The 12,361-nt window shown below is 68.2% G+C and carries 10 protein-coding genes; 5 read left to right on the top strand and 5 right to left on the bottom strand.

Annotated features, from left to right (window positions below):
* Positions 1–13: 13 nt before the first annotated feature.
* Entirely contained in the window at positions 14–955 is a 942-nt protein-coding gene (locus tag ACFW6D_RS23540) for a LysR family transcriptional regulator (protein ID WP_379331434.1), read from the bottom strand.
* 50 nt (positions 956–1,005) lie between these two features.
* On the opposite strand from ACFW6D_RS23540, the gene ACFW6D_RS23535 reads away from it, so the two are divergent.
* On the top strand, positions 1,006–1,695 hold the full coding sequence (locus ACFW6D_RS23535) for a type 1 glutamine amidotransferase domain-containing protein (RefSeq protein ID WP_379331432.1): 690 nt from the start codon (positions 1,006–1,008) through the stop codon (positions 1,693–1,695).
* Between the two features lie 85 nt (positions 1,696–1,780).
* On the opposite strand, the gene ACFW6D_RS23530 is transcribed toward ACFW6D_RS23535, so the two are convergent.
* A complete protein-coding gene (locus ACFW6D_RS23530; protein ID WP_379231789.1) occupies positions 1,781–2,413 on the bottom strand; it encodes a metal-dependent phosphohydrolase in 633 nt (210 codons plus the stop codon).
* 89 nt (positions 2,414–2,502) lie between these two features.
* On the opposite strand from ACFW6D_RS23530, the gene ACFW6D_RS23525 reads away from it, so the two are divergent.
* Entirely contained in the window at positions 2,503–3,147 is a 645-nt protein-coding gene (locus ACFW6D_RS23525) for a LysE family translocator (protein ID WP_379331430.1), read from the top strand.
* A gap of 9 nt (positions 3,148–3,156) precedes the next feature.
* Here ACFW6D_RS23525 and ACFW6D_RS23520 read toward each other — a convergent pair whose 3' ends face one another.
* Positions 3,157–4,896, bottom strand: a complete 1,740-nt coding sequence (locus ACFW6D_RS23520) for a PucR family transcriptional regulator (protein ID WP_379331428.1) — start codon at positions 4,894–4,896, stop codon at positions 3,157–3,159.
* A 109-nt stretch (positions 4,897–5,005) separates the two neighbouring features.
* Here ACFW6D_RS23520 and ACFW6D_RS23515 point away from each other — a divergent pair, with 109 nt between their 5' ends.
* Both ACFW6D_RS23515 and ACFW6D_RS23510 read left to right on the top strand, forming a co-directional pair.
* Positions 5,006–6,496 (top strand): CoA-acylating methylmalonate-semialdehyde dehydrogenase, encoded by a 1,491-nt coding sequence (locus ACFW6D_RS23515; protein WP_379331426.1) that lies wholly within the window; start codon positions 5,006–5,008, stop codon positions 6,494–6,496.
* Positions 6,497–6,542: 46 nt separating this feature from the next.
* The gene (locus ACFW6D_RS23510; protein ID WP_379331424.1) at positions 6,543–7,886 is read left to right on the top strand and encodes an aspartate aminotransferase family protein; all 1,344 of its coding nucleotides are present in this window, start codon (positions 6,543–6,545) and stop codon (positions 7,884–7,886) included.
* Between the two features lie 110 nt (positions 7,887–7,996).
* On the opposite strand, the gene ACFW6D_RS23505 is transcribed toward ACFW6D_RS23510, so the two are convergent.
* Both ACFW6D_RS23505 and cobA read right to left on the bottom strand, forming a co-directional pair.
* Positions 7,997–9,457 carry an MFS transporter gene (locus tag ACFW6D_RS23505; RefSeq protein ID WP_379331546.1) on the bottom strand — a complete coding sequence of 487 codons (1,461 nt, stop codon included), beginning with the start codon at positions 9,455–9,457 and terminating at the stop codon, positions 7,997–7,999.
* Between the two features lie 78 nt (positions 9,458–9,535).
* Entirely contained in the window at positions 9,536–10,777 is a 1,242-nt protein-coding gene (gene cobA / locus ACFW6D_RS23500; protein WP_379331422.1) for a uroporphyrinogen-III C-methyltransferase, read from the bottom strand.
* Between the two features lie 144 nt (positions 10,778–10,921).
* Between cobA and ACFW6D_RS23495 the strand changes: the two genes are divergently transcribed.
* Entirely contained in the window at positions 10,922–12,325 is a 1,404-nt protein-coding gene (locus ACFW6D_RS23495; RefSeq protein WP_379331420.1) for a purine-cytosine permease family protein, read from the top strand.
* The last annotated feature ends 36 nt before the right edge of the window (positions 12,326–12,361 follow it).

Here is a 12,361-nt window from a genome sequence, read left to right as displayed (position 1 = left end):
CATCACTTGCCTGTCAAGCGCACCCCGCCCGCCACCCTCGCGCCGCCTCGACCAGCCGAGCGCGGACCAGGTCGACGTGCGGTCGCGACGGCGCACCGACCCTGCGGGCCAGGAAACCGGTGTTGATCGGCGGATCCGCGGGATCGAGCAGCGTCACCAGCGTGCCGTCGGCCCGCTCCCTACCGCACAGGTAGTGCGGTAGCACACTGATTCCCGCCCCGGCCGTCACCGCGGCGAGCACCGCCCGCAGGTCGCCGACGATCAGGGCCGGTGCGGTTTCCAGACGGGTATCGAAGACGTGACGCCAGTACCGTCGCAGGATCGGCAGGTCGGCGGCGTAACTGACGAGCGGGATGCCGGCGAACGCGACCGGGCCTTCGGTGCGCAGCCGCTCGGCGTCGATCCGGTCGGCGATCGACGGGGCGGCGACCAGGAGGAATTCCTCGTCGACGAGCGGTTCGGCCAACACCGTCCGCCCCCGCGGGCGACTGGTGGCGAACACCAGATCCAGTGCGCCCGAATGTAATCGGGCAAGCAGGTCGTCGGTGAGCCCGGTGCTGACGGTGAGCCGCACACCGTCGGCGACCAACGGCGCGAGCGCGGGCACGATCTTGGCGGCGAGCATTTCCGCCGGGCCGCCGAGCAGCACCGGCGGTTCGGGCGGCGTCGCACGGTCTGCCGCCGCGCCACTGACGACGGTTTCCAGCGCGTCGAGCGGGCCGCTCACCCGGGCGGCGAGTTCGTGTCCGGCGGCGGTCGGCGTCACGCCACGGGGCAACCGTTCGAACAGGGGTCGGCCGAGGTGGCGTTCGAGCGCCTGGATCTGCGTGGTCACGGTCGGCTGGGACAGCCCGACCTGGGCCGCCCCTGCCGTGAGCGAACCGGTCCGCAAGACGGCCAGGAAGGTCCGCAACTGCACCAGATCCATCGACCCATCGGCTGACCTATGTCTCATATAGGCGAGTCTATTGGTCAGGAGATGCCATCGACCCTAGCGTGGTTCCCATGGCACACATCCTCTTCGTTCTCACCGGCGCCGACCACTGGACACTGGCCGACGGCACCGAACATCCCACCGGGTACTGGGCCGAGGAATTCGCGGCGCCGTATGCGGCATTCATCAGCGCGGGCCACACCGTCACCGTGGCGACGCCCGCCGGTGTGGTCCCGCCGGTCGACCAGGGCAGCCTGGCGCCCGAGGTCAACGGCGGAGCCGAAGGTGCGGCTGCGGTCGCCGAAATCGTTTCGGGCGCAACCGAACTGCAGAGCCCGATCCCGCTCGACAAGGTCGACCTCGCCGACTACGACGCCGTCTTCTACCCCGGCGGACACGGCCCGATGCAGGACCTCGCCGTCGACCCCGTCTCCGGCGCCCTTCTCAACGACGCCCTCGCCTCGGGCAAACCGCTCGGCATCGTCTGCCATGCCCCCGCGGCCCTGCTCGCCACCGGCGAAGCGGGCCCCTCCCCCTTCGCCGGCTACCGACTCACCGGCTTCAGCAATGCCGAGGAGACCCAGGCGGGTTTCGCCGACAAGGCGAAGTGGCTGCTCCAGGACCGCTTGGTCGCCCTCGGCGCCGACTACCGCGAGGGTGACCCGTGGGCGCCGCACATCGAGGTCGACCGCAACCTCTACACCGGCCAGAACCCCGCGTCCGCGGCGCCGCTGGCCGCCGAGATACTCGCCGCCCTCTGAAGTACCGGCGTAATCACGCAATCGGCCTCGTTTCAGTCAGATATTTGACCGAAAGACGTCGAATTGCGTGATTACGCCGGTCCCCTCAGCCGATCGCGGCGGTGAGTTCGGCCAGTTCGGCCGCGAGGTTGGCACGGGCGACGGCCTCGTAACGGTCGTGGGCGAGGTCGGTGCGGAAAAGACGCGGCTGGTCGGCCAGATTGCGCAGTACCGAGGCGCGCCCGGCCCGGAACAAGTCGTCGGGGACGTGCGCGTATTCGGCACGGATCGCAACGGTGTAGGCGGCGTATTCCTCAGGGGTACCGCCGAGGACGACAAGGTCGGCATCACAGAGCACGGCGCCGTTGGCATCGCCCGGCTGCGGCTTGTGCCCGCGGGTCAGCACCACGAGCCGCACCACTTCCTCGACCAATTCCGGTGCGGCACCGAGCGATTCGAGGATATCGCGGCCCAGATCGGCGCTGCGCTCCTCGTTGTCGGCCCGCGCGACCGCGTAGATCGCGTCATGGAAGAAGGCCGCGTACCGCACAGCATCGATATCGTCTGCGGCATCGGCCAATTCGTCGATCGCCGCGAGCATCACCGCCAGATGCGTGACGGTGTGGTAGCGCCGGTGCGGTTCGTTGTAGCGCCCCACCACACCCGCCCCGATTTGTTCGGCCTCGACCCCGGCCAACGCGGTCCACCGGTCCAGGAGATTCTGCGACAACGCACTCATACAACAAGTTTCGTCGTCCACACCGACACCCACAACCCCCCGATATCCTGCCCATTGCCACCGGTCCAGCTGCCCGATAGCGTGGGGCGATGGTGTCTTCGGCTCATCTGGCTTCGTTCGCGGGGTTGGCGTTTCTGCTGGTGATCGTGCCCGGGCCGAGCGTTTTGTTCACTATCGGCCGGGCGCTCACCGTCGGGCGGCGTTCGGCGCTGCTGACTGTGCTCGGCAATTCGATCGGGGTGTACGGCCAGGTTGTCGCCGTCGCGTTCGGGCTGGGCGCGGTGGTCGCGACCTCGGCGGCGGTGTTCACGGCGATCAAGCTGGTCGGCGCCGCCTACCTGGTCTTCCTCGGCGTGCAAGCGTTTCGGCATCGTGGTGAGCTGCAAACGGCTTTCCATGCCGAACAGGACGTGACCTCGCACAGCCCCGCCGCGGCACTGCGCGACGGCTTCGTTGTCGGAGCCGCCAATCCGAAAACCATTGTTTTCCTGGCAGCGCTGCTGCCACAGTTCGTGGACACCACACGTGGTTCGGTGCCACAGCAAATGCTGATCCTCGGGCTCTGTATCCCCGTGTTCGGTTTGATCTTCGACTCGCTCTGGGCATTCGCGGCGGGTTCGGCGCGGTCCTGGTTCGCGCGGTCGCCGCGCCGTCTCGCCGCCGTTGGCGGCACCGGTGGCCTGGTCATGATCGGGCTCGGCACATCACTGGCGCTCACCGGGCGCAAAGACTGAGCTACGAACCTAGAGCTTGTCGCCGGTGAGGTCGCGCACGAGCAGCGCGGCGTGCAGTGACGTGCGCGATTCGCCGTCGTCGAGGTCGACGGCGAGGACGCGTTCGATGCGGGCGAGGCGGTCGTAGAGAGTGGGTCGGCTGATCGCGAGAGCTTTCGCCAGTTCGGTTTTGTTGCCCGCCAGGTCGAGAAAGCGACGCAGGGTGCCGGTGAGATCGGTAGTCTGGCGGATGTCGTAGCGCAGCAGCGCGCCGAGTTCGGCCTCGGCGAAGCTCTGCACACCGGGCTCGTCGCGGATCAGCGAAAGCAGGCCGCGCAGGCGAATATCCGCGCTGCGGAAGAACATTCGGGCGGGCGCCGAGATCATGGACAGTGCCACCTCGGCGACGCCCGTGGCATGGGCGAGCCTGCCCGCGGCGTCGAGGAGCGAATCCGAATCGGGACCGACGCCTGCGACAGCTCGGCGCACCCCGTCGACCCGGCGAACCTCACCCAGCACCGCCGCACAGACTTCCGTCAGACGTGCATCGAGTTCCCCGCCGCGGGTCACCCCGAGAATCACCATGATCCGTTCCCCGTCTGCACCACCCCGCAGTCGTCCGGGAAGCGCCGCCGTCGAAGGGATCGCCGCATCAGGCTCGGCTCCGCGACCGCGCGCTGGTGCGGCTCTGGCGGACTCACTCACAGCGCCCCGCGCCCCACTGGAACGGAGTCGTCCAGGCCGGTGTTCGGCGGCACTCAACGCAGAGGCGTCAACCAGGCCGAGCCCGTGTGTCACCGCTTCTACGATCGCCGCGCTCCGTCGTTGCGCCGCGACAGGATCCGAGGCGGCGCCGGTCTCGATCTCGAGTGCCAGGGGCACATAGCGGGCTCGCCGGTGCAGACCGAGTGCGGCAGCTCGCGCTTGCGCGTCACGTTCATCGGTCACCCGCCCTTCCACCAGGTCGGCGATCAAGCCGGTTTGGGCTTGCCGGTGCAGACCGAAGCGGTCCTTGTCGATCATCCGGTGCAGGGTGATGGTTTGCGCGGCGCGCTCCAGGACCATGCTTACCCGGGAGGTCTGTGCCCGTTCGGAGCGCAGGATCAACCGGCCCCAGCGCTGCGTGTGCGGTCCGACACCGACCACCCCCGGCCCGGCGGGCAGCATCCGCGACACGGACTCCCAATCATCCAGCAGCGCAGCCGAACTCGTGTGCCGGGCGGTGGCGGCAAGCACTCGATGCGAGAGGTCTTCGAGCACCACAGATGCGTCGAGCATGGTGGCGGCGGTCTGCACGATCTCGGCGAGCGCGGCGCGGCGCACGCTCAGCTCGGTGAAGGTCTCGTGCACGGTACGAGCGAATTCGAGTTCGGCGTACTGGTCGGCGACGATCGCCCGGTGGACGGCTTCGGTGATCTCCACGAAGCGGGTCACCCGGTGCAGCACGATCACCGGCAGCCCCAGTTCGGCGGCCGTCGCGGCCACGACAGGACCGAGCTCGCTCACATAACTGCCGAGTTCCACGACCAGTCCGGCGATGCCTGCGGCGGACAGGGACCGCAGGTAGGCGATCCGGGCCTGCTCGGGTGCGGCGAGTGCCTGCCCGGTGGTCAGGATGAGTTCCGAGCCGACCAACAGATCGGCGACCGCGGCCTGATCGCTGACATGCACCCAGCGCACCGGACGGTCCAGGTTCGTGGCACAGATGACCTCGGGCTGCCCGGCTTGCATCACGGGAGTCGCGAGCACATCAGCCACGGTCAACAGCACCTACGAATCGTAATACGAAACCCGCAATTGTGTACGAATCGTCGCGCCTACCCGGGCTCGGAATGGACCAAGGTAGAGGCACCACACCCACCGGCGAAGCGAGGCTTTCATGCAGTCCATCGGCCATTGGATCGACGGCAAATCCGTCAGCGGCACCAGCGAGAACACCGCGCCGGTGACCAATCCCGCCACCGGCGTCGTCACCGGCGAGCTGGCGCTGGCGAACGTGGCCGATACCCGCGCCGCGATCGACGCCGCGACGGTAGCCTTCGCGTCCTGGCGCGACACCTCGCTCACCCGCCGCACCCAGGTGCTGTTCCGTTTCCGCGAATTGCTCGCCGAGCGCAGGTCCGAGCTGGCCGCGATCGTCACGTCCGAACACGGCAAGGTCGCCGCCGACGCGCTCGGCGAGGTGACCCGCGGCCTCGAGATCGTCGAATTCGCCTGTGGCATCCCGCATCTGCTCAAGGGCGCGTTCACCGAGAACGCCTCGACCGATGTCGACATCTACTCGATTCGTCAGCCGCTCGGCCCCGTCGCGATCATCGCGCCGTTCAACTTTCCGGCGATGGTGCCGATGTGGTTCTTCCCCCTCGCGATCGGCGCGGGCAACACGGTGGTGCTCAAGCCGAGCGAGAAGGATCCGTCGGCGGCGCTGTGGTTGGCGCGGCTGTGGCAGGAGGCCGGGCTGCCCGACGGTGTGTTCAATGTCGTGCAGGGCGACAAGGTCGCCGTCGACGAACTGCTGGACAACCCGGGGATCAAGGCGGTCTCGTTCGTCGGCTCGACCCCGATCGCCAAGTACGTCTACCAGCGCGGCACCGCGACGGGCAAGCGAGTGCAGGCACTGGGCGGCGCGAAGAACCACATGGTGGTGCTGCCCGACGCCGATCTGGACCTGGCCGCCGACGCCGCCGTGAACGCCGGTTTCGGGTCGGCGGGTGAGCGGTGCATGGCGATCAGCGTGGTCGTGGCCGTCGGCGGGGTGGCCGATGAGCTGGTCGCCAAGATCAGCGAGCGGGCCGCGGGCATCGTCACCGGCGACGGCACCAGTGGCGCCGAGATGGGTCCGCTGATCACCCGCGCCCACCGCGACCGCGTGGCCGAGTACATCGACGCGGGCGAAACCGCCGGTGCCCGTGTAGTTCTCGACGGACGCGGCCTCACTGTCGACGGCGCGCCGGACGGATTCTGGCTCGGGCCGACAATTCTCGACGAAGTCACCCCCACCATGAGTGTCTACACCGACGAGATCTTCGGCCCCGTGCTCTCGGTCGTGCGGGTCGACACCTACGAGGAGGCAGTGGCGCTGATCAATGCCAACCGCTACGGCAACGGCACCGCCATCTTCACCAACGACGGTGGCGCGGGACGCCGGTTCCAGCACGAGGTGGAGGTGGGTATGGTCGGCATCAACGTCCCGATCCCGGTTCCGATGGCCTACTTCAGTTTCGGCGGTTGGAAGAACTCCCTGTTCGGCGACTCACACGCGCACGGCACCGACGGCGTGCACTTCTTCACCCGCACCAAGGCGGTCACCACCCGCTGGCTCGACCCGAGCCACGGTGGACTGGAACTCGGCTTCCCACAGAACAAATGACCGTTCTCGAGTCGCCGTCCGCCGACACAACAGAGGAGACCTCGCTGTGACGCTTTCCGATGAGGCCGCTCGCGCCTACGAGCTCGACCGCCGCCATGTCTTCCATTCCTGGTCCGCGCAAGCGACTCTCACGCCGACCGTGCTCACCGCCGCCGAGGGCTGCTATGTGTGGGACGGCGAGGGCAACCGCCTGCTCGATTTCTCCTCGATGCTGGTGAACACCAATATCGGCCACCAGCATCCGAAGGTTGTCGCCGCAATCCAGGAGCAGGCGGCCAAACTCTGTACTGTCGCACCACAATTCGTCAACGACGCCCGCTCGGAAGCGGCCCGCCTGATCACCGAGCGCACCCCCGGCGACCTGAACACCATCTTCTTCACCAATGGTGGCGCCGACGCGATCGAACACGCCGTCCGAATGGCGCGCCTACACACCGGCCGCTACAAGGTGCTCTCGCGCTACCGCTCCTACCACGGCGGCACCGAGACCGCGGTGAACCTCACCGGCGACCCACGCCGCTGGCCCAACGACCACGGCAACACCGGGACGGTGCACTTCTTCGGACCGTTCCTGTACCGCTCGGAATTCCATGCGACCGACGAGAAGCAGGAAACCGAGCGAGCGCTGGCCCACCTCGAACGCACCATCGAGATGGAAGGTCCGGCCACCATCGCCGCGATCGTCCTGGAATCGGTGCCGGGCACCGCGGGCATCATGGTGCCGACCCCCGAGTACATGCGCGGGGTGCGCGAACTGTGCGACAAGCACGGCATCATCTTCATCGCCGACGAGGTGATGGCGGGCTTCGGCCGGACCGGAAAGTGGTTCGCCATCGACAATTTCGACGTCGTCCCGGACTTGATCACCTTCGCCAAGGGCGTGAACTCCGGTTACGTCCCCCTCGGCGGCGTCGCGATCAGTGCCGCCATCAAGGCGACCTTCGACAACCGTCCGTATCCCGGCGGCCTCACTTACTCAGGCCACCCCCTCGCGACCGCAGCCGCCGTCGCGACGATCAACGCGATGACCGAGGAACGCATCGTCGAGAACGCCGCCGACATCGGCGCACGAGTCATCGGCCCTGGCCTTCACGAACTGGCGGCGCGGCACCCGAGCATCGGCGAAGTCCGCGGCCTCGGCGTGTTCTGGGCCCTCGAGCTGGTCCGCGACCGAACCACCCGCGAACCCCTCGCCCCCTACGGCGGCACCAGCCCCGCGATGAACGAACTGGTCGCCGCCTGCTGCAAGGGCGGGATGCTGCCGTTCGTCAACTTCAACCGGCTGCACGTGGTTCCCCCGTGCGTGATCACCGAGGCCGAGGCCAAGGAGGGCCTGGCCATTCTCGATCAGGCGCTGAGCGTCGCCGACGCGCACACCGTCGACGCCTGATCAGGGTCAGTCCGCGCTGAAAGCCCGGACAGGAGTGGATCTTTCGACCTCACGGCCCGCGCGGAATTGCGCGGGCCGTGCGGCGTTGTCCGGGCGCGTGACCGGCCGAATCAGCTGCGCTGGGCTTCTTCCTGCGCGTGCTGGGCCTGCACCAACTGTTGCGGGGTGAATCGCAAGGTCAGCGCGACGATCGCGGCGAGTACCGCCAGGATCGCGCACACGAACAGGACCAGGGTGTAGCCGCTGTTCAGTGCGTCGATCTGGGTCGGTGACATGTCCGCGGCCCGGCCGTCGGTGCCGCCGAGCGAGAGGGTGCGCGATGCGGCGATCGGGCTCAGCAGGCCGATCGCGATCGGGGTCGCGAGGTTCATGAACATCTGGCCGACCGCGGCGAGCGGGCCGATATTCGACTGCGGCACCCCGACGAGCACGCACAGCGGCGCCAGCACCATCGCGACACCCACACCGAAGCCGATCACCACCAGCAGGCACAGCAGGGTCGGCAGGTATTGCACGTGCCGGTCCAGCGTCGAGCCGAACAGCAGCCCGACGGCGAGCACGACCGAGGCGGCGGCGAGCAGCCAGCGCGGCGCGAACACCAACGCCAATTTCGACGCGACCGCACCACCGACACCGATGCCGATGGTGAACGGGATCGACGCGATACCGGCCTGCAGCGGGCTGTAGCCGAGCACGTTCTGCAGCAGTTGGGCAACGAAGAACGTCATCGCGCCGAGGATCGCACCGGCCAGGAAGATCAGCGCGAAGGTGGCGACTCGGTCGCGGCTGTCGAACAGCGACCACGGCAGCAACGGATCGGCCTCGCGACGTTCGGTGATCACGAAGATCACCAGCAGCGCGAACCCGCCGATCAGCGAGGCGAGAATGATCGGGCTGGTCCAGCCCATCGCCGGGCCCTCGGTGGCGCCGAACACGATCGTCGCGCAGGCCACGGTGCCCAGGATGGCGCCCTTGATGTCGAGGGGCGTGCGGTGGTGTTCGGTGTCGTGCAGTTTGTACACCGCGCCCGCCACGATCAGCGCGCCGATCGGCACATTGATCAGGAAGATCCACCGCCACGAGAACTCGGTGAGCGCACCACCGACCACGAGACCGCCGACCGAGCCGATTCCGGCCATCGAACCGACGATCGCGATCGCCTGATTGCGGGCGGGGCCCGGCGCGAAGGTGGTCGCGACCAGTGCGAACGCCGTCGGGGCCGCGATCGCCGCACCGGCGCCCTGGAAGGCGCGCGAGATGAGCAGCATCGCCTCGCCGTTGGCCAGACCGCAGGCCAGCGACGCCGCGGTGAACACCCCGACGCCGATGATCAGCATCCGTTTACGTCCGTAGGCGTCGCCGAGTCTGCCGCCGAGCAGCATCAATCCCGCGAAGGTCAGGCCGTAGGCGGTCACCGTCCAGGCGCTGCCCGAACTGGACAGCCCCATCTCTTCCTGCAGGCGCGGCAGCGCGAAGATCACGACAGTACCGTCGAGCACGACCATGAACTGCAGGCCGCTCAGAACAAGGATGGCGAGACCGAAGGCCCGCCCCGTCACCGGATACTGCATCGTCGCAGCGGGTTTATCGAGCACAACGAGGCAGTGTAATTGGCGCGACGGCAACGTGAGGGCGCGCGGCCCACGAAGCTAGTCCAGCCCGAAGCCCGCCGTGGGGCCGATGACGATGATCGCGGGCGGACGGATGCCCTCTTCCTTGACCCGGTCGGCGACCGTGGCGAGGTCGGCGCGCACCACCCGCTGGGTGCGCAGGGTGCCCTCCTGGATGACCGCGGCCGGGGTGTCGCTCGGGCGCCCACCGGCGAGCAGGGCGGCGGCGAACTTGTCGATCCGCTCGACCGCCATCATCAGCACGATGGTGCCGCGCAGCTTCGCCAGCGCCGACCAGTCGACGAGGGAGTCCGGGTGATCGGGGGCGACGTGTCCGCTCACGACAACGAACTCGTGGGTGACCCCGCGATGGGTCACCGGGATACCGGCCGCACCGGGCACCGAGATCGGGCTGGTGATGCCGGGCACCACCGTCACCGGAATGCCCGCTTCGGTGCAGGCCTCGAGTTCTTCGTAACCGCGACCGAAGACATAGGGGTCACCGCCCTTGAGCCGGACCACGAACTTGCCCGCCTTGTAGCCCTCGACGAGCGCGAGGTTGATCGCCTCCTGCGCCATCGACCGGCCGTAGGGGATCTTGGCGGCGTCGATCACCTCGACGTGCGGTCCCAGTTCGGCAAGCAGTTCCGGCGGGGCGAGCCGGTCGGCGACGACCAGATCGGCGCGTGCGAGGAGCCTGCGACCGCGCACAGTGATCAGGTCGGGATCGCCGGGACCACCGCCGACGAGCGCGACGCCGGGGGTCACCGGTTCCGAATCATCGGTCACCACACCGGATTGCAGCGCTTCGAGCAGCCCGTTGCGCACAGCAGCCGAGCGGCGGTGGGCACCACCGGCCAGCACGCCGAGCGAAAGCCCGTCGTAGCGCGCGGTCGCGGGGGTGACTGCGGTGCCGTCGCGAGCGATGTCGGCGCGCACGCAGAAGATCCGCTTGGCGGTGGCCTCGGCGACCACGGCGGCATTGGTCTCGGGTTCATCGGTGCACGCCATCGCGTACCAGGCGCCGTCGAGATCCCCGTCGGCATAGGCGCGCAGTTCGATGCTCAACTGCCCCGCCGTCCCCATCCCTTCGACGGCAGGCGTGACCGCCCGGCTGACCACGTGCACATCGGCACCGGCGGCCACGAGCAACCCCAGCCTGCGCTGGGCAACGGTTCCACCGCCGACCACCACCACTCTGCGTCCTCGCAGATCGAGCCCGACCAGGTAGTTCGGGTCGCCTGCGGGCGGGGTCGATGCGGTGTCAACGGTGTTCGGCACAGTGTCCCAGCCTAGTTCCTGGTCCGATGCGGCCCGAATGGGCCCATGCCTGGCGAGAATGTCGACGATCTGTCCGCCCACGCAGGTGTCATGACGGACGTTCCGTCGGTTGTCCGCGGTGCGGGACCCGACGAATGTTCAAGAATGGCTACGACCGAAGACAACGCGCCTGCCGCGAGCTACGCCGATCGCGTGATCGCGGTGGAGCCGGGCGGCAACGAGACCATCCCCGAGTCCGCCCGGCACGGCACCCCACGCCAGCTCCTGTGGACCTGGACCTCGCCCAACCTCGAGTTCGCGACGATCTTCATCGGTGTGCTGTCGGTGACCGTGTTCGGCATGAATTTCTGGCAGGCGGCGCTCGGACTCGCGGTGGGCATCGGGCTCGGCGCCGGTGCGCATTTCGTATTGTCCGCGCGGGGGCCCGAGTACGGCGTGCCGCAGATGGTATTGGGGCGCACGGCTTTCGGATATCGGGGTAACGCGTTGCCCGCCACCTTCATGGCGATCATGTGCGGGGTCGGCTGGTTCGCCACCAACAGCGTGTCGGGTGCGTTCGCGCTGAACACGCTGACCGGGCTGCCGAAGGTGCCGTCGCTGGTGTTGATCGTGGTGTTGCAGACCGGGTTCGCGGTCTTCGGACACAATCTCGTGCACGCCTTCGAACGGTTCGTGTTCCCGTTGCTCGCAGTGGTTTTCGTGCTGGTGACCGTGGTGATCTTCAGCAAGGCCGATCTCGGTGGGGCCGCTCCGGCGGGCGGCGTGGGCGGCATCGCCGGGTTCCTGCTCACCGTCGGCACCGCGTTCGGCTACGCGGGCGGCTGGAACCCCTACGCGGCGGACTACTCCCGCTACCTGCCGACCGCGGTGTCGAAGGTCGCGACCGGCGGATACGCGGCGACCGGCCTGTTCGTCTCGTGCCTGTGGCTGTCGGCGCTCGGCGCAGCCTCGGCGACGATCGTGAGCACCGCGACCGGCAGCCCCACCGATGTGTTCACCGCGAGTCTGCCCGGCGCGCTGGCGAATCTGACCCTGCTGGCGATCACCCTCGGCGCGATAGCGGCGAACGCGCTCAACGTGTACTCCGGTGCGATGGCATTCGTGACGATCGGCGTGAAACTGCCGGTACGCACCCAGCGCGCACTCGTCTCGGCGGTGTTCGGCGTCACCGGTTTCCTGGTGGCCTGGTGGGCACTGCCCGACGCGGCCGTCGGCTACGAGGCGTTCCTGCTGATCGTGGCCTACTGGATCGGCCCCTGGCTCGGCGTGATGTTCGCCGACCAATACCTACGCCGAGGCACCGACATCCGCCCCTTGCTCTACAACCGCGCCTACACCAACTGGAATGGCGTCGCAGCCTTCGCGACCGGCCTGGTGGTCTCGGTCCTCCTGTTCTCCAACCAGGCGAAATTCACCGGCTACCTGGTCCGCGAATTCCCGAACCTGGGCGACATCACGGTCTTCGTCGGCTTCACACTGGCAGGCGGGTTGTACCTACTCCTGGCACGCCGCCAGATCACACCCAACCGGTCAACCGCACCGGCCTGACCCTTGGGTCCGCGCCCCGATCGCCGAGCAGGCAGT

It is taken from the genome of Nocardia sp. NPDC058705, from assembly GCF_042749305.1.
Classification (GTDB): domain Bacteria; phylum Actinomycetota; class Actinomycetes; order Mycobacteriales; family Mycobacteriaceae; genus Nocardia.
Note: the sequence above shows the minus strand (reverse complement) of the source record. Positions and strands in the feature narration are given on the sequence as shown.

What these genes read in the sequence shown, in the direction of transcription:
- ACFW6D_RS23540 (WP_379331434.1), bottom strand. Translation starts at nt 955, where the DNA reads ATGAGACATAGGTCAGCCGATGGGTCGATGGATCTGGTGCAGTTGCGG.
- ACFW6D_RS23535 (WP_379331432.1), top strand. Translation starts at nt 1,006, where the DNA reads ATGGCACACATCCTCTTCGTTCTCACCGGCGCCGACCACTGGACACTG.
- ACFW6D_RS23530 (WP_379231789.1), bottom strand. Translation starts at nt 2,413, where the DNA reads ATGAGTGCGTTGTCGCAGAATCTCCTGGACCGGTGGACCGCGTTGGCC.
- ACFW6D_RS23525 (WP_379331430.1), top strand. Translation starts at nt 2,503, where the DNA reads ATGGTGTCTTCGGCTCATCTGGCTTCGTTCGCGGGGTTGGCGTTTCTG.
- ACFW6D_RS23515 (WP_379331426.1), top strand. Translation starts at nt 5,006, where the DNA reads ATGCAGTCCATCGGCCATTGGATCGACGGCAAATCCGTCAGCGGCACC.
- ACFW6D_RS23505 (WP_379331546.1), bottom strand. Translation starts at nt 9,457, where the DNA reads ATGCAGTATCCGGTGACGGGGCGGGCCTTCGGTCTCGCCATCCTTGTT.
- ACFW6D_RS23495 (WP_379331420.1), top strand. Translation starts at nt 10,922, where the DNA reads ATGGCTACGACCGAAGACAACGCGCCTGCCGCGAGCTACGCCGATCGC.